A 23,905-nucleotide genomic window follows, 5' to 3' on the forward strand; every position below is an offset into this window, starting at 1 on the left:
CCGTGGTCATCGGCGCCGACAGCGACAACACCCAAGCCCGCAGCAGCGGCTGGCTTGCGCAAGTGCAATGGCGCTGAAAGCGGCGATTGTTGGTAGGCCAGACATGGACTGCTTCGCTGCGCTCGCAGTGACGGGCGTTTTGGTGTTGTGACAGTACTTGTCACCGCGAGCCAAGCGCCACACCGGCGCAGTCACCGCGAGCCAAGCGCCATACTGGCGCAGTCATCGCGAGCCAAGCGCCATACGGGCGCAGTCATCGCGAGCTAAGCGCCACACCGGCGCAGTCACCGCGAGCCAAGCGCCATACCGGCGCAGTCACCGCGAGCCAAGCGCCACAACGAAGCAGTCATCGCGAGCGAAGCGTGGCGATCCATTCGGGCCTTGGAACGCCGTGTTTTGGGCGATCTTTAAAATAGCGCCTTTGCCACCGCGGTACCTGCCCCATGATTGCCTACCTTCGCCGCACATGGCTTTTCAATACCCGCAATGACATCCTGGCTGGCCTCGTTGTGGCCTTGGCCCTCATACCTGAGGCGATTGCGTTTTCCATCATTGCGGGCGTGGACCCCAAAGTCGGGCTGTATGCGTCGTTTTCGATCGCCACCATCATCGCGTTTGCGGGCGGTCGCCCCGGCATGATCTCGGCGGCCACGGGTGCCATGGCGCTGGTGATCGCGTCACTGGTCAAGGACCATGGCTTGCAATACCTGTTGGCGGCCACGGTGCTCACAGGTGTGCTGCAGGTCATTGCAGGTTGGCTGCACTTGGGGCAGTTGATGCGCTTTGTCTCGCGCTCGGTCGTCACCGGCTTCGTGAACGCGCTGGCGATTTTGATCTTCATGGCGCAGTTGCCCGAGCTCAACCCCAGCACCGTGGGCGTGACCTGGCATGTCTACGCCATGACCGCGGCGGGATTGGCCATCATTTATGGCCTGCCCTACCTCACCAAGGCCGTGCCCTCGCCGTTGGTCACCATCGTGGTGTTGACCGCTTTCTCGATCGCGCTGGGCCTGGACATCCGCACCGTGGGCGACATGGGCGAGTTGCCCAGCAGCTTGCCGGTGTTCTTGCTGCCCGATGTGCCGCTGAACTGGGACACCTTCATGATCATCCTGCCCTACTCGGCCACGCTGATGGTGGTGGGTTTACTGGAATCGCTGATGACCGCCACCATCGTGGACGACATGACCGATACCCAGAGCAACAAAAGCCGCGAATGCATGGGCCAAGGCGTGGCCAACATCGCTACCGGTTTCATCGGTGGCATGGCCGGTTGCGCCATGATCGGCCAGTCGGTGATCAACGTGAAATCCGGCGGGCGCGGCCGATTGTCCACTTTGGTCGCGGGCGTGGTGTTGTTGATCTTGGTGGTGTTCTTGGGTGACTGGGTCAGTCAAATCCCCATGGCCGCATTGGTGGCAGTGATGATCATGGTGTCGATTGGCACCTTCAACTGGGGCTCGTTCAAGAACTTGCGCGAACACCCCAAAAGCTCCAGCGTGGTCATGCTCGCCACGGTGGCCGTGACGGTGGTCACGCATGATTTGGCGCAGGGCGTGCTGACGGGCGTGTTGTTGTCGGGCTTTTTCTTTGCGCACAAAATTGGCCAAATTTTGTTGGTCCATTCAGACCACACCCCTGAGGTTCACAACTACCAGGTGGTGGGCCAGGTGTTTTTTGCCAGCGCCGAGCGCTTTGTCAACGCGTTTGACTTCGACGAGAGGGTCTCTAAAGTGGTGATTGACGTGAGCCGAGCCCACTTCTGGGACATCACGGCAGTGAGTGCCTTGGACAAAGTGGTTTTCAAATTCCGACGCGAGGGCGTGGAGGTGGAAGTGCGCGGGCTCAACCAGGCCAGCGCCACCTTGGTCGATAAGTTTGCCGTGCACGACAAAGACGGCAAAGACCTGATCATTGGGCATTGAGTCATGGCGGACAGACTCACGCTTTATCTGGACCTGATTCGCTGGAACCGCCCTGCCGGATGGCTGCTTTTGTTGTGGCCCACTTTGTCAGCTCTGTGGGTTGCGGCAGAGGGCTTTCCCGGCTGGCACCTGATCGCGGTCTTCACACTGGGCACTTTTCTCATGCGCAGTGCAGGCTGCTGTGTCAACGATGTGGCGGACCGTGATTTTGACAAGCATGTCAAACGCACAGCGCAGCGTCCGGTGACCAGTGGGCGCTTGGGCGTGAAAGAGGCGCTTGGCGTGGGTGTGTTTCTGGCTTTGTGTGCGTTTGGATTGGTGCTCACCACCAACCGTGCTGCCGTGGCTTGGTCGTTTGCCGCGTTGGCAGTGACCTTGGTGTACCCCTACGCCAAGCGCATGGTCTCAATGCCTCAGGCGGTCTTGGGTGTGGCCTTCAGTTTCGGCATTCCAATGGCTTTTGCCGCCATTCAAAGCGAGGTGCCACCCCTGGCGTGGGGCCTGTTGCTGGGCAACTTGTTTTGGGTGCTGGCCTATGACACCGAGTACGCCATGGTGGACCGTGACGACGATCTGAAAATCGGCATGAAAACTTCGGCCATCACGCTGGGCCGCTTCGATGTGGCTGCTATCACAGCGTTTTATGGGGTGTATGGGGTGGTTTGGGCGGTGTTGCTGGATGCGCCTGAGCGAGGCGTGTGGATGTGGGCGGGGCTGGGCGGGGCTGCTGTGCAAGTGGCCTGGCATGTGTGGCTGATCAAGGACCGCAGCCGAGACGGCTGCTTCAAGGCCTTTCGCTTAAATCACTGGTTGGGCTTGAGTGTGTTTGCCGGCGTGGCGCTGTCGACCGGCCTGGGAGCGGGCGCCGCTTGATGCGGCCCCTGACCCTCAAAACCTCAAGCCTTGCCAAATTCATCGCCCAATTCGCCCGCGCGCAGCTGCGCTGCCTGCATGGCTTTTACAAACGAGGCTTTGATGCCAGAGGCCTCCATCGAGGTGATGGCCGCGTAGGTGGTGCCACCTTTCGAGGTGACGCGTTGGCGCAGAACTTCGGGTGATTCGGCTGACGCTGCGGCCAAGCTGGCTGCGCCCGAGAATGTCGCCACAGCCAGCTGGTAGGCCTGCTCGGGCGATAAGCCCATGCCTGTGCCTGCTTCGGTCATGGCTTCTAAAAAATAAAACACATACGCCGGACCTGAGCCGGACAAGGCGGTCACGGCATCGAGTTGTGACTCTTGCGTGACCCAAAGAAACTGTCCGGTGGTGCCAATGACCTGCTCGACCAGCGCTTTGTCGGCGGGCGTGACGCGGGGGCAGGGGTACAAGGCGGTGATGCCTTGGCCCACCAGTGCCGGGGTGTTGGGCATGCAGCGAACCAGGCGCTCGGTACCGACCCAGCGGCAGATGCTGTCCGAGCGAATGCCGGCGGCGACCGACAGGTGCAGGGCTTGGCGCGTGTGTGGCATGACGGGGGCTGCGGCTGCGCTGAACATTTGGGGCTTGACAGCCCAGACCACCAAGTCTGCTTGGGCCAACGAAGGGTGGGCACAGGGCCAAGCGCTGATGCCGAAGTCAGTCTTCAATTTGGCGGCGGTGTCGGCAAAGGGTTCGATCACGCTGAATTGATCGGGCTTCATGCCTTGGCGGATCAGGCCACCGATGATGGCGCTGGCCATGATGCCTCCGCCGATGAAGGCGATGTGGTGTTCAGAAGGGGTCATGTTGAGGGCCTGAGGGGAAAATCTCTGCAGTCAGAGTGAGTGATGGGGTAAGCAACCCGCACATTGTCGCCGCAGGCAGCTTGGCACTTGGATTGGCCTGGTGGCGCAAAGAACGAGGCAATTGGAAAAACTTTTGCGAAGTTGTTGCACGCGCCCTCATTTGCTGGCATAATCGTGGGCTTCGCCTTGCAAAAGGTGTAAGTATCTGCCCAATCAGAAGTGCTGCGAGTGGTTTGCAGCATCCATGACGGGTCCAAGACTGATTCTTGCAGGTTGAGCTTTCGGCTCATTTTAAAAGAATACAAGTTGGGAATAAAGAAATGATCCAGACAGAATCTCGGCTAGACGTAGCCGACAACACCGGCGCCAAGTCCGTGCTGTGCATCAAGGTGCTCGGCGGCTCCAAGCGTCGCTATGCAAGTGTTGGTGACATCATCAAGGTGAGCATCAAAGAAGCCGCTCCACGTGGCCGCGTCAAAAAAGGCGAAATCTACAGTGCCGTGGTGGTTCGCACCGCCAAGGGCATTCGCCGTGGCGATGGCTCCCTCATCAAATTCGATGGCAACGCCGCTGTGTTGCTGAACGCCAAGTTGGAGCCTATTGGCACCCGCATCTTCGGCCCGGTCACGCGTGAACTGCGCACCGAGAAGTTCATGAAGATCGTGTCCTTGGCACCCGAAGTACTGTAAGGACGCGCCATGAACAAAATTCGCAAAGGCGATGAGATCATCGTCATCACAGGCAAAGACAAAGGCAAGCGAGGCAAAATTGCCTCCCGTGCCAGCGACTCGCATGTGTTGGTTGACGGGGTCAACATCGTGAAGAAACATGCCAAGCCCAACCCCATGAAGGGCACCACAGGCGGCATCATCGAAAAAGCCATGCCGATTCACCAATCCAATGTGGCCATATTCAATGTCGCCACCGGAAAGGCCGATCGCGTGGGTATCAAGTTGCAAGCTGACGGAACACGTGTGCGTGTTTACAAGTCAAGCGGCGAAGAAATCAAGGTGGCATGAGCATGGCACGTCTGCAACAACTCTTTCGCGAGAAAATCTCTGCTGACCTGACGGCCAAGTTTGGCTACAAGTCGCCCATGCAGGTTCCTCGCATCACCAAAATCACACTCAACATGGGTGTCTCCGAGGCGGTGGCGGATAAAAAAGTGATGGACCACGCCGTCAGCGACCTGAGCAAAATCGCAGGTCAAAAACCGGTGGTGACCAAAGCCAAAAAGGCCATTGCGGGTTTCAAAATTCGTGAGATGCAACCCATTGGCTGCATGGTCACGCTGCGTGGTGTCCAGATGTATGAGTTCCTGGACCGATTCGTCACCGTGGCATTGCCCCGTGTTCGTGACTTCCGGGGTATCTCCGGTCGCGCATTCGATGGCCGTGGCAACTACAACATCGGCGTGAAAGAGCAAATCATTTTCCCTGAAATTGAGTACGACAAGGTGGATGCCTTGCGTGGTCTCAACATCAGCATCACCACCACGGCCAAGTCTGACGAAGAGTGCAAAGCACTTTTGACAGCTTTCCGCTTTCCCTTCAAGAACTGAGGTGCCACGTGGCTAAAGTAGCTTTGATCGAGCGCGAGCTCAAGCGTGAAAAACTGGCAGCTAAATTCGCAAAGAAATACGCTGAACTGAAGGCCGTTGCCAACAGCGCCAAACGCAGCGATGAAGAGCGCGCAGCAGCCCGTTTGGGTCTGCAAAAGTTGCCCCGCAACGCCAATCCGACCCGCCAACGCAACCGCTGTGAAATCACCGGTCGCCCACGCGGCACGTTCCGTCAATTTGGTTTGGGTCGCGCCAAAATCCGTGAATTAGCCTTTGCCGGCCAAATTCCGGGCGTGACCAAGGCCAGCTGGTAATCGGCAGGAGATAACAACATGAGCATGAGTGATCCTATTGCCGATCTGTTGACCCGCATCCGCAATGCACAGATGGTGGCCAAAACAGCCGTCTCGGTCCCTTCCTCCAAAGTGAAGGTGGCAATTGCCCAAGTGCTGAAAGACGAAGGCTACATTGACGGTTACCAAGTCAAAACCGAAGACGGCAAAGCCGTCCTCGAAATTGCCCTGAAGTACTACGCCGGTCGTCCTGTGATCGAGCGCATTGAGCGCGTGAGCCGTCCTGGCCTGCGCGTGTACAAAAGCCGTGATGCCATCCCACAAGTCCAAAACGGCTTGGGCGTCGCCATCGTCACCACGCCCCAAGGCGTGATGACCGACCGCAAAGCACGTGCAGTCGGTGTCGGTGGCGAAGTCCTGTGCTACGTCGCTTAAAGGGAGAGACAAAATGTCCCGCGTAGGAAAAATGCCTGTGACCATCCCCGCTGGTGTGGATGTGTCAATCAAACAAGATCAAATCAGCGTGAAAGGCACGGGTGGTCAACTGGCCATCACAGCCAACATGCTGGTGAACGTGACCAACGAAGGTGGCAAGCTGAGCTTTGTCCCCGCCAATGATTCGCGCGAAGCCAATGCCATGAGCGGCACCATGCGTCAGCTGGTGAACAACATGGTCACGGGTGTCACCAAAGGCTTCGAAAAGAAGCTCAATTTGGTAGGTGTGGGTTACAAAGCTGCTGCCACGGGTGCCAAATTGAACCTGGCTGTCGGCTACTCGCACCCCGTCAACTTCGACATGCCAACGGGCATCACGGTGGCAACACCCAGCGCGACTGAAATCGTGATCAAAGGTGCAGACCGCCAACGCGTCGGCCAAATTGCTGCGGAGATACGTGCTGTTCGACCACCTGAGCCCTACAAGGGCAAAGGCATCCGTTATTCGGATGAGAAGATCACGATCAAAGAGACCAAGAAGAAATAAGGAGCTGCACCATGTTGACCAAGAAAGAGCAGCGTCTGCGTCGCGCACGCCAAACCAGAATTCGCATCGCACAGCAAGGCGTGGCGCGCCTGACCGTGAGTCGGACCAATTTGCACATCTATGCCAGCGTGATTTCTGGCTGCGGCACCAAAGTGTTGGCCAGTGCCTCCACCGCAGAAGCCGAAGTCCGCACCGCATTGGGTGCATCGGGCAAGGGCGGCAATGCGGCGGCAGCTACAGTGATCGGCAAGCGCATTGCTGAAAAAGCAAAGTCTGCGGGCATTGAGAAAGTCGCTTTCGACCGCGCAGGTTTTGCTTACCACGGTCGTGTGAAGGCTTTGGCCGAAGCTGCCCGTGAAGCAGGTCTGCAGTTCTAAACGGATCGGATATACAAATGGCTAAATTTACAGCAAAACCACAGAGCGAAGGCCCAGAAGACGGTCTTCGCGAAAAGATGATCGCGGTCAACCGCGTGACCAAAGTGGTCAAGGGCGGCCGCATCCTCGGTTTCGCAGCCTTGACCGTGGTGGGCGATGGTGACGGCAAAGTCGGCATGGGCAAGGGCAAATCGAAAGAAGTGCCTGCGGCTGTACAAAAAGCCATGGAAGAAGCCCGTCGTAACTTGAGCAAAGTTCACCTCAAAAACGGCACGATTCACCACGCTGTCAATGGGCACCACGGCGCAGCTCGCGTCATGATGGCACCAGCCCCCAAAGGGACTGGCATCATTGCAGGCGGCCCCATGCGTGCTGTGTTCGAAGTTGTGGGCATCACCGACATCGTGGCCAAGAGCCACGGTTCCTCTAACCCCTACAACATGGTTCGTGCCACATTGGACGCATTGTCCAACTGCACCACAGCTTCCAACGTGGCTGCCAAGCGCGGCAAGTCGGTTGAAGAGCTGTTTGGCTGAACCGGAGAACGAACATGACGACAGCATCTACTTTGAAAGTCCAACTGGTTCGCAGCCCGATTGGCACCAAAGAGTCTCACCGCGCCACCGTGCGTGGTCTGGGCTTGCGCAAAATCAATTCGGTGAGCGAACTGCAAGACACGCCCGCAGTTCGCGGAATGATCAACAAGATCAGTTACTTGGTCAAAGTTCTCTAAGAGGCCCATGATGGAACTCAACAGCATCAAGCCTGCAGAAGGCTCAAAACACGCGCCACGTCGCGTGGGTCGTGGCATCGGTTCAGGCTTGGGTAAAACCGCCGGGCGCGGTCACAAAGGTCAAAAGTCCCGCTCCGGTGGTTACCACAAGGTTGGTTTTGAAGGCGGTCAAATGCCCTTGCAGCGTCGCTTGCCCAAGCGCGGATTCAAATCCCACTTGCTCAAGTACAACGCCGAAATCACCTTGACCAACTTGACCGCCTTGAACCTTCCTGAAGTCGATGTCCTGACATTGAAGCAAGCGGGTCTGGTGGCCCACATCGCCAAAGTGGTCAAAGTCATCAACACGGGTGTTTTGACCCATGCCGTCAAATTGACAGGCATTGGTGCCACCGCAGGTGCCAAAGCAGCCATTGAAGCTGCCGGCGGCTCTGTAGCCTGATACTTGACCAGCGAGAAACATTGTGGCGACCATCGGTAACCCAACCAACAAGAAAGCGAAGTCCGGTGACTTGACGCGTCGGCTGGTGTTTTTGCTGCTCGCTTTGGTGGTTTACCGAGTTGGCGCGCACATACCGGTCCCTGGCATTGATCCTGAGCAACTCAAGCAGTTGTTCAGTGGCCAACAGGGCGGCATTCTGAGTTTGTTCAATATGTTCTCGGGCGGCGCGCTGTCCCGTTTCACTGTTTTCGCGCTGGGCATCATGCCTTACATCTCTGCATCCATCGTGATGCAGCTGATGACTTATGTGGTGCCGATGTTTGAACAAATGAAAAAAGAGGGTGAAGCGGGTCGCAGAAAAATCACCCAGTACACACGCTTTGGTGCTTTGGGTTTGGCCATTTTTCAGTCCTTTGGTATTGCAGTAGCTTTGGAGGCTTCAGCTGGTTTGGTCATCAACCCAGGTTTTGGCTTTCGCATGACTGCGGTTGTCAGTCTGACAGCAGGTGCCATGTTTCTGATGTGGTTGGGTGAGCAAATCACCGAGCGTGGTTTGGGCAACGGCATCTCTATTTTGATTTTTGCCGGTATTGCAGCGGGTCTGCCCAGTGCTTTGGGCGGCTTGTTTGAGTTGGTGCGCACGGGTGCGATGAACCCATTGATCTCCATGATGATCATTGTGGTTGTGGGCTTGGTCACTTACTTTGTCGTTTTCGTTGAGCGAGGCCAACGAAAAATACTGGTCAATTACGCACGCCGCCAGGTGGGCAACAAAGTGTATGGCGGTCAAACCTCACACTTGCCCTTGAAACTCAACATGGCGGGTGTGATCCCCCCTATCTTTGCTTCGTCCATTATTTTGTTACCGGCCACATTGATCGGTTGGTTCAGCTCGGGTCCCGGCGATGGCATGGTGATTCGTTTCTTCAAAGATGCTGCCGCTGCCTTGGCCCCAGGCCAACCTGTCTATGTGACTTTTTATGCGGTGGCAATCATCTTCTTCTGTTTCTTCTACACAGCTTTGGTGTTCAACAGTCGCGAGACGGCAGACAACCTGAAGAAGAGCGGTGCTTTCATTCCAGGTATACGCCCCGGGGAACAAACGGCCAAGTATGTTGACAAGATATTGCTCCGATTGACGGCTGTAGGCGCTACTTACATTACCTTTGTTTGTTTGCTGCCTGAGTTTTTGATCCTGAAATACAATGTTCCATTTTATTTCGGCGGCACTTCATTGCTGATCATTGTGATTGTGACCATGGATTTCATGTCACAGGTTCAAAATTACAGAATGTCGCATCAATACGATTCACTTTTGAAAAAGGCAAGCTTTAAATCTTGACAGGTTTGAGGTGCGTCGATTCATCCCTCGCGTTGTCTACGCAAGGCCCCTTTTTTCACCTGGTCCAAGGTCCAGGTCATGTCGAGTTTTAGGAGAAAATCATGAAAGTTTCGGCTTCGGTGAAAAAAATTTGCCGCAACTGTAAAGTCATCCGCCGCAAGGGCGTAGTTCGTGTGATCTGCACTGATCCACGTCACAAGCAGCGTCAAGGCTGATTGAATTAGTTTTAGAGGACGAATATGGCACGTATCGCTGGCATCAACATTCCGCCGCACAAACATGCAGAGATAGGCCTGACCGCCATCTTTGGTATTGGTCGCACCCGCGCTCGGCAAATTTGCGAAGCTTCTGGCATCGCTTACTCGAAAAAGATCAAAGATCTGACCGACGCCGACCTCGAGAAAATCCGCGACCAGATCGCTGTTTTCACCATCGAGGGTGATTTGCGGCGTGAAACCACCATGAACATCAAACGCTTGATGGACATTGGTTGCTACCGTGGTTTCCGTCATCGCCGTGGTTTGCCCATGCGTGGCCAACGCACTCGCACCAACGCACGGACCCGCAAAGGTCCGCGTAAAGGTGCAGCGGCCTTGAAAAAATAAGCTAGATTGAGAGACCATCATGGCAAAAGCACAGACCAACAGCGCCTCACAACGTGTTCGTAAAAAAGTCCGCAAAAACATTGCTGACGGCATTGCGCACGTTCACGCCTCGTTCAACAACACCATCATCACCATCACCGATCGCCAAGGCAACGCTTTGTCCTGGGCCTCGTCCGGTGGCCAGGGTTTCAAAGGCTCGCGCAAGTCGACGCCTTTTGCAGCCCAGGTTGCTTCTGAAGTTGCAGGTCGTGCCGCGCAAGAACAAGGCATCAAAAACCTGGACGTTGAAATCAAAGGTCCAGGACCTGGCCGCGAATCATCGGTCCGTGCTTTGGGTGCATTGGGCATCCGCATCACCTCGATCGCTGATGTGACCCCGGTTCCGCACAACGGTTGCCGCCCTCAAAAGCGCCGCCGTATCTAATCAATCTAAAAGCCCACCGCCAGACCTTGCTTGCAGGGTTTGGCTCCCGCATCGACCTGTTGCGGCAGCTGCACAAAGGAAAATCAAGTGGCACGTTACCTCGGCCCCAAGGCCAAACTTTCTCGCCGTGAAGGCACCGATTTGTTTCTCAAGAGCGCTCGTCGCTCGATCGCAGACAAATCCAAATTTGACACCAAGCCAGGCCAGCACGGTCGCACTTCTGGTCAACGCACCTCCGACTACGGACTGCAGCTGCGCGAAAAACAAAAAGTCAAGCGCATGTATGGTGTTCTTGAAAAGCAGTTTCGCCGTTACTTCGCAGAAGCCGATCGCCGTAAAGGCAACACCGGGTCCAACTTGTTGTCGCTTCTGGAGTGCCGCTTGGACAATGTCGTTTACAGAATGGGTTTTGGTTCAACACGTGCAGAAGCCCGTCAAATGGTTTCTCACAAAGCCATCACGGTCAATGGCCAATCTGTGAACATCCCGTCTTACTTGGTCAAGGCCGGTGATGTGGTGGCTGTGCGTGAGAAATCCAAAAAGCAAAACCGCGTGGTCGAAGCGCTGCAATTGGCCGCCCAAGTGGGTATGCCCGCTTGGGTGGAGGTCAATGCCGACAAGGCCGAGGGTACTTTCAAGAAAGTGCCCGATCGCGACGAGTTTGGTGCCGACATCAACGAGTCCTTGATCGTCGAACTGTACTCACGTTAATTCTTTGTTTCAATCGTTCCCTGCGCACAAGGCATTGTGGGCGGGGTGCTTCATCAGCCTTACCGGTGTAACGAACCGGGGGTATTGAGAGGAAGTCTGAATGCAAACCAATCTGTTGAAACCCAAAGCCATCCAAGTAGAGCAACTGTCTACCAACCGTGCCAAAGTCACGCTGGAGCCTTTTGAGCGCGGTTATGGTCATACCCTGGGCAATGCCCTGCGCCGTGTTTTGTTGTCTTCTATGGTGGGTTACTCTGCTACCGAAGTCACCATTGCTGGTGTTGTGCACGAGTACTCCTCCATTGATGGTGTGCAACAAGATGTGGTGAACATTTTGTTGAACTTGAAAGGTGTGGTTTTCAAGTTGCACAACCGCGACGAAGTGACACTGAGCTTGCGCAAAGATGGGGAAGGCCCTGTCACCGCTGCTGACATCCAAACACCGCATGATGTCGAAATCATCAACCCTGGCCATGTCATTGCCAATTTGTCGCAAGGCGGCAAACTCGACATGCAGATCAAAGTTGAAAAGGGCCGTGGCTATGTGCCCGGCAGCATGCGCCGTTATGCCGACGAGCCGACCAAGGCACTGGGCCGCATCGTTTTGGACGCGTCATTTTCGCCAGTCAAGCGCGTGAGCTACACGGTTGAAAGTGCCCGTGTTGAACAACGCACCGATTTGGACAAGCTGGTCATTGAGATCGAAACCAACGGCGCAATCAATGCGGAAGACGCTGTGCGTGCCTCTTCCAAAATTTTGGTTGAGCAATTGGCAGTTTTTGCGCAACTGGAAGGCAGCGAGTTGTCTGCTTTTGATGCACCTGCAGTGCGCGGCGGTTCCGGTAATTTTGATCCGATTCTGTTGCGCCCTGTTGATGAGTTAGAACTCACGGTCAGATCAGCCAACTGCTTGAAGGCCGAAAACATTTACTACATTGGCGATTTGATTCAGCGTACTGAAAACGAGCTGCTCAAGACCCCGAATTTGGGACGTAAATCGCTCAATGAGATCAAAGAGGTCTTGGCCTCAAGAGGTCTGACCCTTGGCATGAAGCTCGAGGCCTGGCCTCCTGCCGGCTTGGACAAGCGTTAATTAAAAGTTCCCGAAACCAATTCGGGTTGTGCACGGACAGTACCTGATACGGCTGTCTGTTAAATAAAGAAAGGTAAGCACCATGCGCCACGGACACGGCCTCCGTAAATTGAACCGCACCAGCGAGCACCGCCTCGCCATGCTGCGCAATATGATGAATTCGCTCATTGAGCACGAAGTCATCAAAACCACATTGCCCAAAGCCAAAGAGCTGCGTCGCGTGATTGAGCCGATGATCACTTTGGCCAAAGAAGACAGTTTGTCCAACAAGCGCTTGGCCTTTAACCGCCTGCGTGACCGTGACAGCGTTGTCAAATTGTTTGCCGATCTCGGCCCCCGTTTTGCCAAGCGCCCTGGTGGTTACACACGCATCCTGAAAATGGGATACCGCGTGGGTGACAACGCCCCGATGGCTTTGGTTGAATTGGTCGATCGCGCAGCGCCAAGCGCTGAAAGTGCACCCGAATAAGGTACAATCAACACATACCGCGGGGTGGAGCAGTCTGGTAGCTCGTTGGGCTCATAACCCAAAGGTCGTTGGTTCAAATCCGGCCCCCGCAACCAAGTTTTTTGATACCCAAAAAACCTGACAAAAAAACCCTCTTCGGAGGGTTTTTTGTTTTGAATTGGCAGCCGAACGGTGCCAAAAACCAAGGCTCTCAGCAACAGATGCCCGTGCCGTTTGAAGCCATTGTCTTGATCGACATTGAGCTCAAGCCCACTTGGACAATCGCACCCCCAAGCCTTGCAAGGCGTGAGCGCAAGCAGCATGCCGCACTTGCTGACGGTTGCCTGGCAAGACCAGCCGCTCGGCAGACAAATCACCGTTCAAACACCACGCAAACCAAACGCAGCCTACAGGCTTGTCCGCACTGCCCCCGTCGGGACCTGCAATGCCTGTGACGGCCAAAGAAGCACGGGCGGCAGAACGGTCAACAACACCCAAAGCCATGGCCAGCGCAACCGCTTCGCTGACGGCGCCTTGATCCTTGATCAGGTCTGGACTCACGCCCAACAGATCAGTTTTTGAAGCATTGGAATAAGTCACAAAGCCACGGTCAAACCATTGGCTTGATCCTGGCAAATCCGTGCAGTGGGCAGCGATGAGGCCGCCAGTGCAGCTTTCTGCGGTGGCCATCTGCCATCTGAGCTTGGACAGCGCAAGAGAAAGCGCTAAACGGATGTCGGACATCACACCAGCCTCCAGAATGAAAAGACCAAAAGGGTACAAAACGCAGCCAGCAAATCGTCAAACATGATGCCAAAGCCCCCCCGCCATCCAAAGCCTTTGAATGAACGATCAGCCCAAGCCACGGGCCCTGGCTTGACCACATCAAAAAACCGAAACAAGATCACCGCAAAAACTTGCTCACCCCAGCCGCTGGGTGCAATGAAAAATAAGACCAACCAAATGGCCACAATTTCATCCCACACCACAGCTCCTGGATCACTCACGCCCATGTGTTGAGATGTCTTGGTGCAAGCCCACCATCCCAACAACAAACCCAACACAATGAAGCTGGCTTGGACAGCTATAGAAAAATGGTACTGAATCAACAGCCAAGAGACCCAACCCCAAAGGCTACCCACAGTGCCAGGACCGAGGGGTGAGAGGCCGGAGCCAAAACCCAGCGCAATGACGCGGGCAGGATGTTGCACCATGAAAGCGGCCGAGGGCTGGGTGATCCGAGGGGCTTGCGGGGCGTGAGTTGGGTTCACAGGCGCGGTCATCGTGAAGCGAAATGATCAAAAGAATGGTAAGTGCTGTTCAGGGTTTGGCCATCTTCAGTGAGCACAAGCAAAGCCGGATCAGATGTGATGACGCCAATGCGGGACACTGGCGTCAAGGTGGCCAAAGCTGCGGCTTGAATTTGATCGCGATGTGCAGGCGATGCGGTGAAAAGCAATTCGTAATCATCACCACCTGACAGCACGCAGCGCAACAAGCAATCGCGCGGGCAATCCCAGGATGCGGTGGCCAGCATCAAAGTCTCGACACTGGGAAGATCAATGCGCGCCCCAACACCGCTGGACTTGAGCACATGGCCCAAATCGCCCAAAAGGCCATCACTGATGTCCACCATGGCATTGGCCAAACCGCGCAATGAAACACCGAGCGCAAGCCGAGGTGTAGGCGTTTCCATGCGACGCCTGGCCAGGTCGAAAGTGACTTGAGGCAAGCTGATGTCGCCACGAAAAGCCTCCAAGGCCAAGCGAGCATCGCCCAAATGCCCGCTCACATAAACATCATCACCTGGGCGAGCGCCTGATCGCAAAATAGCTTGTCCGCTGGGGACTTCCCCTATCACGGTGATGGCAATGTTCAAAGGTCCTTGGGTGGTGTCCCCGCCGATCAGCTCGCACGATTGAGCGTCAGCCAAATCGAAAAGCCCTTCAGAAAAACCAGACAACCAAGCTTCGTCCACCCGGGGCAATGACAAAGAAAGCAAAAAAGCCCGGGGAGTTGCGCCGCACGCCGCCAGGTCACTCAAGTTCACAGCCAGCGCTTTGTGGCCCAAATGCCGGGGCGTAACCGTCGACAAAAAGTGCCGACCCTCGACCAACATGTCCGCCGAAAAAGCCAGTTGATGGCCGGGGCTTGGCATCCACACGGCGCAGTCGTCGCCAATTCCCACCAAGGCTTGACGTGCCTTGCGTGTGAAAAAACGATCAATCAACTCAAATTCACCCATGGCCATGAGCTTAACCTCAAGCGCTGTAGAAAGTGCGGTTCAGTGCAGGGTGCGGCCCGCAGGCAAGTGGTTGGCCGAATCCAAAACAAAAGGAATGATGGCTGCGTCAAAGCGATGCCCATCTTCGGCCACAAAAAAATAACTTCCACCCATGGTGCCGCTGGGTGTTCGCAAACGGCAAGCGCTGGTGTAACGAAATGACTCGCCAGGACGAAGCAAGGGCTGCTGACCCACTACACCCAAACCAGTGACCTCTTCTTTGTGGCCTTGATCGTCATGGATGAGCCAATGGCGAGAGATCAATTGGACGGCAATTTGTCCGGTGTTGGTCACGGTCACGGTGTACGCGAAAGCAAAGACACCCTGCGAAGCGTGGCTTTGGTCAGCCAGGAACTGTGGCACCACATCAATTTGAACGTTGTAGACTGTCATGTACAGATATTAACTGCGAGATTTCCAGCATGACAAAGACTTACCGCATTGCCCCTTCCATCCTCTCGGCTGATTTCGCCCGCTTGGGCGAGGAAGTCAAAAGCGTCATCGACGCCGGTGCTGACTGGATCCACTTTGACGTGATGGACAACCATTACGTGCCCAACCTCAGTTTTGGCCCCATGATTTGCCAAGCCGTCAAACCGCATGCCAAAACGTCTGCGGGGCTGGCCGTGCCCATTGATGTGCATTTGATGATCTCGCCCGTAGACGCTTTGGCGGCCTCGTTTGCAGAAGCGGGTGCGGACCTCATCAGTTTCCATCCGGACGCCAGTGCGCACGTGCACCGCAGCATTCAGGCCATCAAAAGCAAGGGCGTCAAGGCGGGCCTGGTTTTCAACCCCGCCGAAACGCTGGACGTGCTGGCATGGACCCTTGACGAAATCGATCTGATCTTGATCATGAGCGTGAACCCCGGCTTTGGCGGCCAGAGCTTCATCGATTCGGCCCTGCGCAAGATCGAGCAAGCACGCAAGTTGATCGATGCCAGCGGCCGAGACATTCGCCTGGAAGTCGATGGCGGCATCAAAGCCGACAACATCCGCCGCGTGGCCGATGCAGGGGCTGACACCTTTGTGGCGGGCAGTGCCATTTTTGGCAAACCCAATTACAAAGCGGTGATCGACCAGATGCGTGTGGCCTTGGACTGAGTGCATGCAAAGCTTGCACGATTTGACGCAGATCGATGCGGTCATCTTCGATCTGGACGGCACCTTGGTGCACACCTTGTGTGACTTTCGGGTGGCTTTGCACAGGACCATGGCCGATTTGGATTTGCCGCCCGTACCCGATGCGCTGATCGCGCAGACCATTGGCAAAGGCTCCGAGCACCTGATACGCAGCGTGCTGGCCCACCAAATTAGCCGCTCCGAAGTCAAGGGTGTGGGCCAAGCTTGCCCTGCTTTGACGGTGGATGCGCTTTTTGAGCGTGCATGGCGGCGATACCAGCACCACTACCTGGCCATCAATGGGCAATTTGCCGAGGTCTACCCGGGTGTGCTGGCAGTGCTCGAATTTCTCGCAGCGCGTGCAGTGCCCATGGCCTGCTTGACCAACAAACCTTTGGCGTTTGCCCAAACGCTATTGGATAAAAAAGCATTGGCACATTTTTTCGGCCCGGTGTTCGGTGGCGACAGTTTCGAGCGAAAAAAACCCGACCCTTTGCCCATTTTGAAAACCTGTGAGGCTTTGGGCACGGCTGTGGGCCGCACCTTGATGGTCGGCGATTCGAGCAACGACGCCCAAGCGGCCCATGCCGCCGGTTGCCCCGTGGTGCTCGTGACCTATGGCTATAACCATGGCCAACCGGTGCAAGCAACGCCAGCGGCCGCTTGGTTGGACACATTGGCCGACTTGCCCGGGCGCATGCGGGCATGAGTGGTGGGACGTACTGGCAAATGCTGGCCGATGGCGCTCCATGGCGACATGCCCACTTGGGTTTTGAAAAAAGGCCATGGCGATCTGAATCGCTGGTCTGACCACAAGCCGCGCGGCAAACACGTCAGGCTTTGCTAAACTCGCATCAACATGTCCCAGCTTCATCACACCTCCAGCGCAGCCAGTCTGCCGAGCCATGCCCATGGCCGGGGAGCCTGGCCCTGGCGTCAGCCAGACTGAACCCTCTCAACTGTGCGGCCTGCCCGCCAACCGCACCCGGCTTTTACACCCATGGCCGGGCACCTGGATGAATGAAAAGCACCTTGCACAAGGTCGCTGAGCGCTATGGAGGCTTGAGCCTGTGATCACCGAACTGGAATTCAAAAGCCTGGCCAGCCAAGGCTACAACCGCATCCCCCTCATGCTGGAGGCCTTTGCGGACCTGGAAACCCCCCTGTCGCTGTACCTCAAATTGGCGCATACCAAAAACAAGGGCCAGTACAGTTTTTTGCTGGAGTCTGTGGTGGGCGGTGAGCGTTTTGGTCGCTACAGCTTCATTGGCTTGCCCGCCCGCAGTTTGCTGCGCGCCAGCGGTTTTGGCGCCCAGGCCAAGACCGAGGTGGTGCGCGACGGCGTGGTCATTGAAACGGCCATGGGCAACCCTTTGGATTTCATTGAGCAGTACCAAAAGCGCTTCAAAGTGGCCTTGCGCCCGGGCTTGCCGCGCTTTTGTGGTGGATTGGCCGGCTATTTTGGCTATGACGCGGTGCGCTACATCGAGAAAAAACTCGAAAAATCATGCCCACCCGATACTCTGGGCACGCCAGATATCTTGTTGTTGCAGTGCGAAGAGTTGGCGGTGATCGACAACCTGTCGGGCAAACTGTATTTGATTGTTTATGCCGATCCGGCCACGCCCGAGGCTTTTGTGCGCGCCAAAAAACGCCTGCGCGACTTGAAAGAACAGCTGAAATACTCGGTCAGCGCCCCGGTGGTCAAAGCCAGCCAGTCATACCCGGCTGAACGCGACTTTGCCAAGGCCGACTACATCGCCGCGGTGGAAAAGGCCAAGGCCCTGATTGAGGGCGGTGACTTCATGCAGGTGCAAGTAGGCCAGCGCATCAAAAAGCGCTACACCGAAAGCCCGCTGTCTTTGTACCGGGCGCTGCGCTCGCTCAACCCCAGCCCCTACATGTATTTCTACAACTTCGGCGACTTCCATGTTGTGGGGGCCAGCCCCGAGATTTTGGTGCGCCAAGAGCAGACCGAGGCCGGTGCCAAAGTCATCATCCGCCCCCTGGCGGGCACACGCCCCAGGGGTGCAACACCCGAAAAAGACAAAGCCGCCGAGCTTGAACTCATCAACGACCCCAAAGAGCGGGCCGAGCATGTGATGCTGATCGATTTGGCCCGCAACGACATTGGCCGCATCGCTCAAATTGGCTCGGTCAAGGTGACCGAGGCCTTTGTGGTCGAGCGCTACAGCCACGTCATGCACATCGTGAGCAATGTCGAGGGCTTGCTCAACGCGGGCATGAGCAACATGGACGTGCTCAAAGCCACCTTCCCTGCGGGCACCCTCACAGGCGCGCCCAAGGTGCACGCCATGGAGCTGATCGACCAGTTCGAGCCCGTCAAACGCGGCATTTACGGCGGCGCTTGCGGTTACATCAGCTACGCGGGCGACATGGATGTGGCGATTGCCATCCGCACCGCCGTGATCAAAGACCAAACCTTGTATGTGCAGGCGGCGGCCGGGGTGGTGGCCGACTCGGTGCCCGAGATAGAGTGGCTGGAGACCGAGCACAAGGCTCGCGCCTTGTTGCGGGCCAGTGAGTTGGTTGAAGAGGGACTGGAGTGAGCATGGCAAAAAAAATCAAACTCCTGATGGTCGACAACTACGACTCCTTCACCTTCAACATCGTGCAGTATTTGGGCGAGTTGGGCGCTGAGGTCGAGGTCTTTCGCAACGACGAGATCACGCTGCAAGGCATTGCACAGCGCCAGCCTGACCGTTTGGTGATTTCACCCGGCCCCTGTTCACCTGCCGAGGCGGGCATCTCGGTGGCGGCCATTTCGCATTTCGCAGGCAAGCTGCCCATTTTGGGGGTGTGTCTGGGGCACCAAAGCATTGGCGCTGCGTTTGGCGGCCAGATCGTTCGGGCGCAGACCTTGATGCACGGCAAGACCAGCGTCATCCGCACCACACAAGAAGGGGTGTTTGCGGGCTTGCCCGAGCAATTCACCGTCAACCGCTACCACTCGCTGGCCATTGAGCGGGCCACCTGCCCGCCTTGTTTGAAGGTCACAGCTTGGACCGAGGACGGCGAAATCATGGGCGTGCGTCACACCGATCTGGACATTGAAGGCGTGCAGTTCCACCCCGAATCCATCCTGACCGAGCACGGCCATGCCCTGCTGAAGAACTTTTTGGAGCGTCCATGATTGATCTGCGCAGCGACACCGTCACCCAACCCACAGCCGCCATGCGCGAGGCCATGCTGCAAGCGCCCGTGGGCGACGATGTGTTTGGCGATGACCCCACGGTCAACGCCTTGCAAGCGCGCATCGCGCAGATCACCGGCAAAGCAGCGGCGCTGTTCATGCCCACCGGCACGCAAAGCAACTTGTGCGCCCTGATGGCGCACTGCGAGCGGGGCGACGAGTACATCGTGGGCCAAAACGCCCACACCTACCGTTACGAAGGCGGCGGTGCGGCGGTGCTGGGCAGCATACAGCCACAACCTTTGGCGCAAAACAGCGCGGGTGAAATGGCACTGACCGACATCGCGGCGGCCATCAAGCCCATCGATGCCCACTTTGCGCGCACCCGCCTGCTGGCGCTGGAAAACACCTGGAACGGCCGCCCCATGACGCAGGCCTATTTGGCGCAAGCCGCAGGCTTGGCCCGTCAGCACGGTCTGGCCGTGCACTTGGACGGTGCCCGCCTCTTCAATGCAGCGGTGGCGCAGGCCGAGGGCGCCACTGTGCAGGCCAGCCTGCGCCGCATCGTTGACCATTTCGACAGCGTGTCGGTGTGTTTCAGCAAGGGCTTGGGCGCGCCTGTGGGATCGGCTTTGTGCGGCTCGCGTGAACTGATCGCCAAAGCGCTGCGCTGGCGCAAGGTCTTGGGTGGTGGCATGCGCCAGTCGGGCATCTTGGCCGCCGCAGCGCTGCACGCGCTGGACCACCATGTCGAACGCTTGGCCGATGACCATGCACTGGCGCAGCGCTTGGCCCAAGGTTTAAAGGATGTGCCGGGCCTGAGCCTGCGTTCGGCGCAGACCAATATCGTGTTTTTAGATGTCGCCGATGGCCGAGGACCGGCGCTGCTGGAGCATCTGAAAACCGAAGGCGTTTTGGCCACCGGCTTGATCGGCCTGCGCTTTGTCACGCACCTGGACGTGGACGCCGCTGGCGTTGACCATGCAATTGGCAGCATTCGCCGTTTCATGGCGCAACCCTTGAAGCACAACTTGGCGCACAACTTGACGCAAAACTTGACGCAAGAGGCCCCGCCCAAAGCCAAGGCCGGTATTTACTGAAGCCTTGTTTCGGCTCCAGCGCAACACGGCCCACAGCCCAGCCCCTTTTCATGAAACCGATCACCTGACTGAACAACGCCATGCCCATCACCCCCCAAGAAGCACTGCAACGCACCATCGAGCACCGCGAAATTTTCCACGATGAGATGCTCCACATCATGCGCATGATCATGAATGGCGAGTTGTCGCCGGTCATGATGGCGGCACTGATCACAGGCTTGCGTGTGAAAAAAGAAACCATAGGTGAGATCACCGCTGCGGCCCAAGTGATGCGTGAGTTTTCCACCAAGGTGCATGTGGCCGACACCACGCATTTGGTGGACATCGTGGGCACCGGGGGCGATGGGGCACACACCTTCAACATTTCAACCTGCGCCATGTTCGTGGCCGCGGCCGCTGGGGCCAAAACCGCCAAACACGGCGGCCGCAGCGTCAGCAGCAAATCGGGCAGCGCCGATGTGGTCGAGGCCTTGGGCGGCAACATCCACCTGTCCCCCGAGCTGATTGCCCGGTCGATCGAAAAAGTGGGCATCGGCTTCATGTTCGCGCCCAACCACCACCCGGCCATGAAAAATGTGGCACCGGTGCGCAAAGAGCTGGGCGTTCGCACCATTTTCAACATCCTCGGACCCCTCACCAACCCGGCCAGTGCCCCCCATATTTTGATGGGTGTGTTTCACCCCGACTTGGTAGGCATCCAGGTGCGCGCCTTGCAGCGTTTGGGGGCTGAGCACGCGGTGGTGGTGTATGGGCGCGATGGCATGGACGAAATCAGCCTGGGGGCCTCCACCTTGGTGGGGGAGCTCAAAAATGGCCAGATCACCGAATACGAGATTCACCCCGAGGACTTCGGTTTGACCATGGCCAGCAACCGTGCCCTGAAAGTCGACACACCCGAGCAATCCATGGCCATGCTGCGCAGCGTACTGGACAATCAGCCCGGCGCGGCGCTCGACATTGTCATGGTCAACGCGGGCGCTGCTTTGTATGCGGCCAATGTGGCCAGCAGCATGACCGAGGGCCTTGAGCGCGCGCGCGAGGCCATCGCCTCAGGGGCGGCCAAAGACAAGCTGGCACAGTTTGTGGCTTTTGGCCAAAACCCTGCTTGAGCACGGGCGCAGCGATGGCGACTTGAGCGCAGCGCACTGAGCCTGTTGATGGGCGAAACAGGCCAAGTCTGTGCGCCGCCATTTTTATCTTTGTAAACCGATGCCATTGCGCCCGGATAGGAAAAAAGCATGAGTGACATCCTCGACCAAATCGTTGCCGTGAAACACGAAGAGGTGGCCGCGGCCTTGCGGCAAAAACCCTTGGCAATGGTCCGCGCCGATGCCGAAAGCCGCGTGCTGACGCGTGACTTCGAAGGGGCCATGCGCGCCAAAATAAGCGCAGGCCAGTCGGCCGTGATCGCTGAAATCAAAAAAGCCAGCCCGTCCAAAGGCGTGTTGCGCGCCGAGTTCATCCCGGCCGACATCGCCCAAAGTTACGCCGAGTTTGGCGCTGCCTGCCTGTCGGTGCTGACCGACAAACAGTTTTTTCAAGGCAGTGTGGACTACCTCAAACAAGCCCGTGCCAGCTGCGACCTGCCGGTGCTGCGCAAAGACTTCATGGTCGATGCGTACCAAGTGTACGAAGCACGGGCCATGGGGGCCGACGCCATCTTGTTGATCGCGGCTTGCCTGGATGACGCGCAAATGGCCGACATGGAAGCGGTGGCGCGCAGTCTGGACATGGCCGTTTTGGTGGAAGTGCACGATCGCGCAGAGCTTGACCGTGCGCTGAAGCTCAAAACCCGGCTCGTGGGCATCAACAACCGCAACCTGAAAACCTTCGAGGTGTCCTTGCAGACCACCTTGGACATGTTGCCCCATGTGCCGACAGACCGTTTGCTGGTCACTGAAAGCGGGATTCAAACCCCCGACGATGTTCACCGCATGCGCGAGGCCAAGGTCCACGCCTTTTTGGTGGGCGAGGCCTTCATGCGGGCGGACGAACCGGGCGAGGCCTTGGCCAAGCTCTTTGCCGGATGATTCAAGCGGCAAGCCAGCAGATGCTTGATCTTGCGGGCGCGCCGATGGGACCAGAGCGGCTGGCACATTGGCCACCGGACTTGTCGGCGATGGATGCGAGTTGGGCCCCTTCGGTGCAACTGTTTTTGGGCAGTGCACAGGGGCAAGCCTTGTCCATGCGCTTGACCCAGGCTTTGGCAGAAGGCCGTACGCTTTACCCGCCCGAGCCTTTCAAAATGCTCAGTTTGACGCCCTTGGACCGGGTTCGCGTGGTGATTCTGGGGCAAGACCCCTACCATGGCCATGGGCAAGCCCACGGGCTGGCATTTTCGGTGTCAGCAGGGGTGCCGTGGCCGCCGAGTTTGCGCAATATCTTCAAAGAAATTCAAACGAGTTTGGGCTTGCCGCCACCGGCGCATGGCTGCTTGGTGCGCTGGGCAAAGCAAGGTGTTTTGTTGCTCAACACGTGTTTGACGGTAGAGGCGGGCTTGCCTGCCAGCCATGCCCGCTGGGGCTGGGAGGCGTTGACCGACAGCCTGGTCAAGCTTGTGGCGCAAAGCGACAAGCCTGTGGTGTTCATGTTGTGGGGCGCGCATGCGCAAGCCAAGAAGAAAATATTGGACGCGGTTGCTGGCTCATCCAAGCACTTGATCTTGCAGTCCAATCACCCCTCGCCACTGTCGGCCATGCGCCCGCCCCTGCCATTCTTGGGCTGTGGTCATTTTGCAAGTGCCCAACTTTTCGCCGACCGCAACGGCGAACAAGCCATCACTTGGTGAAATTAAAAACCAACACTTGCAGGGTGTCACGAAAAGATGGCATAATTTGAGGCTCGCTTCTGGAGGGGTGCCCGAGTGGCTAAAGGGGGCAGACTGTAAATCTGTTGGCTTACGCCTACACTGGTTCGAATCCAGTCTCCTCCACCAGCAAACTGGCGAAAGTCGGCTTGGCAGAGCATTTGGAAATGAATTGAAAATCAATTGAAAATCAATTGGAATTGGTTTCCAAGCATGGGCACCGCATTCACTCGTGCGGAGTTCAAAGTGCGGGAGTAGTTTAATGGTAGAACCTTAGCCTTCCAAGCTAATGACACGGGTTCGATTCCCGTTTCCCGCTCCAGCCTGTCGGTGAGTTTGTCAGAAGTTTCGCCCTTGTGGCTCAGTGGTAGAGCACTCCCTTGGTAAGGGAGAGGTCGCGGGTCCGATTCCCGCCAAGGGCACCAGTTTCGGGGCGCGCAATGAAAATTGTGCGCTTCTTGTCTTGGTTGTTGACCGCTACTTTTCGGAGTCAAAGATATGGCAAAAGAGAAATTTGAACGGACCAAACCCCACGTCAACGTGGGCACCATCGGTCACGTGGACCACGGCAAAACCACCCTGACCGCGGCCATCACCACCGTGCTGGCAGCCAAGTTCGGCGGTTCGGCCAAAGCGTACGACCAGATCGACGCTGCACCCGAAGAAAAGGCCCGTGGCATCACAATCAACACCGCGCACGTCGAGTACGAAACACAAAATCGCCACTACGCCCACGTCGACTGCCCCGGCCACGCTGACTATGTGAAGAACATGATCACTGGC

General features: G+C 57.0%; 33 protein-coding genes and 4 tRNA genes. 32 read left to right on the forward strand and 5 right to left on the reverse strand.

What is annotated here, in order from left to right:
* Positions 1–443 precede the first annotated feature (443 nt).
* Positions 444–1,925 (forward strand): SulP family inorganic anion transporter, encoded by a 1,482-nt coding sequence (locus tag ACIQ39_RS09860; protein ID WP_396434437.1) that lies wholly within the window; start codon positions 444–446, stop codon positions 1,923–1,925.
* Between the two features lie 3 nt (positions 1,926–1,928).
* Complete coding sequence (ubiA, locus tag ACIQ39_RS09865) at positions 1,929–2,798, forward strand: 4-hydroxybenzoate octaprenyltransferase (protein ID WP_396434438.1); 870 nt, start codon at positions 1,929–1,931, stop codon at positions 2,796–2,798.
* A 23-nt stretch (positions 2,799–2,821) separates the two neighbouring features.
* Here the strand turns inward: ubiA and proC are convergent, their stop codons facing one another.
* Complete coding sequence (gene proC, locus ACIQ39_RS09870) at positions 2,822–3,646, reverse strand: pyrroline-5-carboxylate reductase (RefSeq protein WP_396434439.1); 825 nt, start codon at positions 3,644–3,646, stop codon at positions 2,822–2,824.
* Positions 3,647–3,966: 320 nt separating this feature from the next.
* Between proC and rplN the strand changes: the two genes are divergently transcribed.
* The 18 genes from rplN to ACIQ39_RS09960 all read left to right on the forward strand — a co-directional run bounded on the left by rplN (position 3,967) and on the right by ACIQ39_RS09960 (position 12,773).
* Entirely contained in the window at positions 3,967–4,335 is a 369-nt protein-coding gene (gene rplN / locus ACIQ39_RS09875; RefSeq protein ID WP_019427444.1) for a 50S ribosomal protein L14, read from the forward strand.
* A 9-nt stretch (positions 4,336–4,344) separates the two neighbouring features.
* Complete coding sequence (rplX, locus tag ACIQ39_RS09880; protein ID WP_396434440.1) at positions 4,345–4,665, forward strand: 50S ribosomal protein L24; 321 nt, start codon at positions 4,345–4,347, stop codon at positions 4,663–4,665.
* A gap of 2 nt (positions 4,666–4,667) precedes the next feature.
* Positions 4,668–5,207, forward strand: coding sequence for a 50S ribosomal protein L5 (rplE, locus tag ACIQ39_RS09885; protein ID WP_396434463.1), 540 nt, complete (start codon positions 4,668–4,670; stop codon positions 5,205–5,207).
* A gap of 8 nt (positions 5,208–5,215) precedes the next feature.
* Positions 5,216–5,521 carry a 30S ribosomal protein S14 gene (rpsN, locus tag ACIQ39_RS09890; protein WP_396434441.1) on the forward strand — a complete coding sequence of 102 codons (306 nt, stop codon included), beginning with the start codon at positions 5,216–5,218 and terminating at the stop codon, positions 5,519–5,521.
* 18 nt (positions 5,522–5,539) lie between these two features.
* Positions 5,540–5,935, forward strand: a complete 396-nt coding sequence (gene rpsH / locus ACIQ39_RS09895; RefSeq protein ID WP_396434442.1) for a 30S ribosomal protein S8 — start codon at positions 5,540–5,542, stop codon at positions 5,933–5,935.
* Positions 5,936–5,948: 13 nt separating this feature from the next.
* The gene (rplF, locus tag ACIQ39_RS09900) at positions 5,949–6,482 is read left to right on the forward strand and encodes a 50S ribosomal protein L6 (RefSeq protein ID WP_396434443.1); all 534 of its coding nucleotides are present in this window, start codon (positions 5,949–5,951) and stop codon (positions 6,480–6,482) included.
* An 11-nt stretch (positions 6,483–6,493) separates the two neighbouring features.
* Positions 6,494–6,859, forward strand: coding sequence for a 50S ribosomal protein L18 (gene rplR / locus ACIQ39_RS09905; protein ID WP_396434444.1), 366 nt, complete (start codon positions 6,494–6,496; stop codon positions 6,857–6,859).
* A gap of 17 nt (positions 6,860–6,876) precedes the next feature.
* Positions 6,877–7,395, forward strand: coding sequence for a 30S ribosomal protein S5 (rpsE, locus tag ACIQ39_RS09910; RefSeq protein ID WP_353238038.1), 519 nt, complete (start codon positions 6,877–6,879; stop codon positions 7,393–7,395).
* A gap of 14 nt (positions 7,396–7,409) precedes the next feature.
* Positions 7,410–7,592, forward strand: a complete 183-nt coding sequence (rpmD, locus tag ACIQ39_RS09915) for a 50S ribosomal protein L30 (RefSeq protein ID WP_396434445.1) — start codon at positions 7,410–7,412, stop codon at positions 7,590–7,592.
* Between the two features lie 10 nt (positions 7,593–7,602).
* A complete protein-coding gene (gene rplO / locus ACIQ39_RS09920) occupies positions 7,603–8,034 on the forward strand; it encodes a 50S ribosomal protein L15 (RefSeq protein WP_396434464.1) in 432 nt (143 codons plus the stop codon).
* 22 nt (positions 8,035–8,056) lie between these two features.
* Positions 8,057–9,376: a preprotein translocase subunit SecY gene (gene secY / locus ACIQ39_RS09925; protein ID WP_396434446.1), complete on the forward strand. Its 1,320-nt coding sequence runs from the start codon at positions 8,057–8,059 to the stop codon at positions 9,374–9,376.
* Positions 9,377–9,477: 101 nt separating this feature from the next.
* Entirely contained in the window at positions 9,478–9,591 is a 114-nt protein-coding gene (gene rpmJ, locus ACIQ39_RS09930; protein WP_084795560.1) for a 50S ribosomal protein L36, read from the forward strand.
* Between the two features lie 24 nt (positions 9,592–9,615).
* Positions 9,616–9,981: a 30S ribosomal protein S13 gene (rpsM, locus tag ACIQ39_RS09935; protein WP_019429278.1), complete on the forward strand. Its 366-nt coding sequence runs from the start codon at positions 9,616–9,618 to the stop codon at positions 9,979–9,981.
* A gap of 19 nt (positions 9,982–10,000) precedes the next feature.
* Positions 10,001–10,405, forward strand: coding sequence for a 30S ribosomal protein S11 (rpsK, locus tag ACIQ39_RS09940; RefSeq protein WP_396434447.1), 405 nt, complete (start codon positions 10,001–10,003; stop codon positions 10,403–10,405).
* Between the two features lie 87 nt (positions 10,406–10,492).
* A complete protein-coding gene (gene rpsD, locus ACIQ39_RS09945; RefSeq protein ID WP_396434448.1) occupies positions 10,493–11,116 on the forward strand; it encodes a 30S ribosomal protein S4 in 624 nt (207 codons plus the stop codon).
* Between the two features lie 100 nt (positions 11,117–11,216).
* A complete protein-coding gene (locus ACIQ39_RS09950) occupies positions 11,217–12,209 on the forward strand; it encodes a DNA-directed RNA polymerase subunit alpha (RefSeq protein ID WP_396434449.1) in 993 nt (330 codons plus the stop codon).
* An 82-nt stretch (positions 12,210–12,291) separates the two neighbouring features.
* Positions 12,292–12,678: a 50S ribosomal protein L17 gene (gene rplQ, locus ACIQ39_RS09955; RefSeq protein ID WP_396434450.1), complete on the forward strand. Its 387-nt coding sequence runs from the start codon at positions 12,292–12,294 to the stop codon at positions 12,676–12,678.
* Positions 12,679–12,696: 18 nt separating this feature from the next.
* Positions 12,697–12,773 (forward strand) — tRNA-Met (locus ACIQ39_RS09960).
* A gap of 148 nt (positions 12,774–12,921) precedes the next feature.
* Here the strand turns inward: ACIQ39_RS09960 and ACIQ39_RS09965 are convergent.
* The 4 genes from ACIQ39_RS09965 to apaG are packed head-to-tail and all read right to left on the reverse strand — an operon-like array spanning position 12,922 to position 15,334.
* A complete protein-coding gene (locus ACIQ39_RS09965; RefSeq protein ID WP_396434451.1) occupies positions 12,922–13,401 on the reverse strand; it encodes a CinA family protein in 480 nt (159 codons plus the stop codon).
* Positions 13,401–13,940 carry a phosphatidylglycerophosphatase A gene (locus ACIQ39_RS09970; protein WP_396434452.1) on the reverse strand — a complete coding sequence of 180 codons (540 nt, stop codon included), beginning with the start codon at positions 13,938–13,940 and terminating at the stop codon, positions 13,401–13,403. Before ACIQ39_RS09970 ends, ACIQ39_RS09965 begins: the two co-directional genes overlap by 1 nt.
* A complete protein-coding gene (thiL, locus tag ACIQ39_RS09975) occupies positions 13,937–14,902 on the reverse strand; it encodes a thiamine-phosphate kinase (protein WP_396434465.1) in 966 nt (321 codons plus the stop codon). The genes ACIQ39_RS09970 and thiL overlap by 4 nt, the downstream gene beginning before the upstream one ends.
* A gap of 39 nt (positions 14,903–14,941) precedes the next feature.
* Positions 14,942–15,334 carry a Co2+/Mg2+ efflux protein ApaG gene (gene apaG / locus ACIQ39_RS09980; protein ID WP_396434453.1) on the reverse strand — a complete coding sequence of 131 codons (393 nt, stop codon included), beginning with the start codon at positions 15,332–15,334 and terminating at the stop codon, positions 14,942–14,944.
* Between the two features lie 29 nt (positions 15,335–15,363).
* On the opposite strand from apaG, the gene rpe reads away from it, so the two are divergent.
* From rpe to ACIQ39_RS10040, 12 genes are all read left to right on the forward strand, one after another.
* Positions 15,364–16,044, forward strand: coding sequence for a ribulose-phosphate 3-epimerase (gene rpe / locus ACIQ39_RS09985; RefSeq protein WP_396434454.1), 681 nt, complete (start codon positions 15,364–15,366; stop codon positions 16,042–16,044).
* A gap of 4 nt (positions 16,045–16,048) precedes the next feature.
* Positions 16,049–16,771 carry a phosphoglycolate phosphatase gene (gene gph / locus ACIQ39_RS09990; protein WP_396434455.1) on the forward strand — a complete coding sequence of 241 codons (723 nt, stop codon included), beginning with the start codon at positions 16,049–16,051 and terminating at the stop codon, positions 16,769–16,771.
* A 361-nt stretch (positions 16,772–17,132) separates the two neighbouring features.
* Entirely contained in the window at positions 17,133–18,632 is a 1,500-nt protein-coding gene (gene trpE / locus ACIQ39_RS09995; protein ID WP_396434456.1) for an anthranilate synthase component I, read from the forward strand.
* A 2-nt stretch (positions 18,633–18,634) separates the two neighbouring features.
* Positions 18,635–19,216, forward strand: coding sequence for an anthranilate synthase component II (locus ACIQ39_RS10000; RefSeq protein ID WP_396434457.1), 582 nt, complete (start codon positions 18,635–18,637; stop codon positions 19,214–19,216).
* On the forward strand, positions 19,213–20,316 hold the full coding sequence (ltaE, locus tag ACIQ39_RS10005; RefSeq protein WP_396434458.1) for a low-specificity L-threonine aldolase: 1,104 nt from the start codon (positions 19,213–19,215) through the stop codon (positions 20,314–20,316). The genes ACIQ39_RS10000 and ltaE overlap by 4 nt, the downstream gene beginning before the upstream one ends.
* An 80-nt stretch (positions 20,317–20,396) precedes the next feature.
* Positions 20,397–21,425, forward strand: a complete 1,029-nt coding sequence (trpD, locus tag ACIQ39_RS10010) for an anthranilate phosphoribosyltransferase (protein ID WP_396434459.1) — start codon at positions 20,397–20,399, stop codon at positions 21,423–21,425.
* Positions 21,426–21,554: 129 nt separating this feature from the next.
* Complete coding sequence (trpC, locus tag ACIQ39_RS10015; protein ID WP_396434460.1) at positions 21,555–22,346, forward strand: indole-3-glycerol phosphate synthase TrpC; 792 nt, start codon at positions 21,555–21,557, stop codon at positions 22,344–22,346.
* Positions 22,347–22,366: 20 nt separating this feature from the next.
* Entirely contained in the window at positions 22,367–23,104 is a 738-nt protein-coding gene (locus ACIQ39_RS10020; RefSeq protein WP_396434461.1) for a uracil-DNA glycosylase, read from the forward strand.
* Between the two features lie 61 nt (positions 23,105–23,165).
* Positions 23,166–23,251, forward strand: a tRNA-Tyr gene (locus ACIQ39_RS10025).
* Positions 23,252–23,370: 119 nt separating this feature from the next.
* Positions 23,371–23,444 (forward strand) — tRNA-Gly (locus ACIQ39_RS10030).
* Positions 23,445–23,472: 28 nt separating this feature from the next.
* Positions 23,473–23,547 (forward strand) — tRNA-Thr (locus tag ACIQ39_RS10035).
* A 73-nt stretch (positions 23,548–23,620) separates the two neighbouring features.
* On the forward strand, positions 23,621–23,905 hold a 285-nt coding region (locus ACIQ39_RS10040), incomplete at its 3' end, for a GTP-binding protein (RefSeq protein ID WP_396434462.1).

The sequence above is a fragment of the Limnohabitans sp. genome, from assembly GCF_044361645.1.
GTDB lineage: Bacteria > Pseudomonadota > Gammaproteobacteria > Burkholderiales > Burkholderiaceae_C > Limnohabitans_A.

Coding starts and splice junctions, on each gene's coding strand:
- ACIQ39_RS09860 (WP_396434437.1), top strand. CDS start 444: ATGATTGCCTACCTTCGCCGCACATGGCTTTTCAATACCCGCAATGAC.
- ubiA (WP_396434438.1), top strand. CDS start 1,929: ATGGCGGACAGACTCACGCTTTATCTGGACCTGATTCGCTGGAACCGC.
- proC (WP_396434439.1), bottom strand. CDS start 3,646: ATGACCCCTTCTGAACACCACATCGCCTTCATCGGCGGAGGCATCATG.
- rplN (WP_019427444.1), top strand. CDS start 3,967: ATGATCCAGACAGAATCTCGGCTAGACGTAGCCGACAACACCGGCGCC.
- rplX (WP_396434440.1), top strand. CDS start 4,345: ATGAACAAAATTCGCAAAGGCGATGAGATCATCGTCATCACAGGCAAA.
- rplE (WP_396434463.1), top strand. CDS start 4,668: ATGGCACGTCTGCAACAACTCTTTCGCGAGAAAATCTCTGCTGACCTG.
- rpsH (WP_396434442.1), top strand. CDS start 5,540: ATGAGCATGAGTGATCCTATTGCCGATCTGTTGACCCGCATCCGCAAT.
- rplF (WP_396434443.1), top strand. CDS start 5,949: ATGTCCCGCGTAGGAAAAATGCCTGTGACCATCCCCGCTGGTGTGGAT.
- rplR (WP_396434444.1), top strand. CDS start 6,494: ATGTTGACCAAGAAAGAGCAGCGTCTGCGTCGCGCACGCCAAACCAGA.
- rpsE (WP_353238038.1), top strand. CDS start 6,877: ATGGCTAAATTTACAGCAAAACCACAGAGCGAAGGCCCAGAAGACGGT.
- rpmD (WP_396434445.1), top strand. CDS start 7,410: ATGACGACAGCATCTACTTTGAAAGTCCAACTGGTTCGCAGCCCGATT.
- rplO (WP_396434464.1), top strand. CDS start 7,603: ATGGAACTCAACAGCATCAAGCCTGCAGAAGGCTCAAAACACGCGCCA.
- rpmJ (WP_084795560.1), top strand. CDS start 9,478: ATGAAAGTTTCGGCTTCGGTGAAAAAAATTTGCCGCAACTGTAAAGTC.
- rpsM (WP_019429278.1), top strand. CDS start 9,616: ATGGCACGTATCGCTGGCATCAACATTCCGCCGCACAAACATGCAGAG.
- rpsK (WP_396434447.1), top strand. CDS start 10,001: ATGGCAAAAGCACAGACCAACAGCGCCTCACAACGTGTTCGTAAAAAA.
- ACIQ39_RS09950 (WP_396434449.1), top strand. CDS start 11,217: ATGCAAACCAATCTGTTGAAACCCAAAGCCATCCAAGTAGAGCAACTG.
- rplQ (WP_396434450.1), top strand. CDS start 12,292: ATGCGCCACGGACACGGCCTCCGTAAATTGAACCGCACCAGCGAGCAC.
- ACIQ39_RS09965 (WP_396434451.1), bottom strand. CDS start 13,401: ATGTCCGACATCCGTTTAGCGCTTTCTCTTGCGCTGTCCAAGCTCAGA.
- ACIQ39_RS09970 (WP_396434452.1), bottom strand. CDS start 13,940: ATGACCGCGCCTGTGAACCCAACTCACGCCCCGCAAGCCCCTCGGATC.
- thiL (WP_396434465.1), bottom strand. CDS start 14,902: ATGGGTGAATTTGAGTTGATTGATCGTTTTTTCACACGCAAGGCACGT.
- apaG (WP_396434453.1), bottom strand. CDS start 15,334: ATGACAGTCTACAACGTTCAAATTGATGTGGTGCCACAGTTCCTGGCT.
- rpe (WP_396434454.1), top strand. CDS start 15,364: ATGACAAAGACTTACCGCATTGCCCCTTCCATCCTCTCGGCTGATTTC.
- gph (WP_396434455.1), top strand. CDS start 16,049: ATGCAAAGCTTGCACGATTTGACGCAGATCGATGCGGTCATCTTCGAT.
- ACIQ39_RS10000 (WP_396434457.1), top strand. CDS start 18,635: ATGGCAAAAAAAATCAAACTCCTGATGGTCGACAACTACGACTCCTTC.
- ltaE (WP_396434458.1), top strand. CDS start 19,213: ATGATTGATCTGCGCAGCGACACCGTCACCCAACCCACAGCCGCCATG.
- trpD (WP_396434459.1), top strand. CDS start 20,397: ATGCCCATCACCCCCCAAGAAGCACTGCAACGCACCATCGAGCACCGC.
- trpC (WP_396434460.1), top strand. CDS start 21,555: ATGAGTGACATCCTCGACCAAATCGTTGCCGTGAAACACGAAGAGGTG.
- ACIQ39_RS10020 (WP_396434461.1), top strand. CDS start 22,367: ATGCTTGATCTTGCGGGCGCGCCGATGGGACCAGAGCGGCTGGCACAT.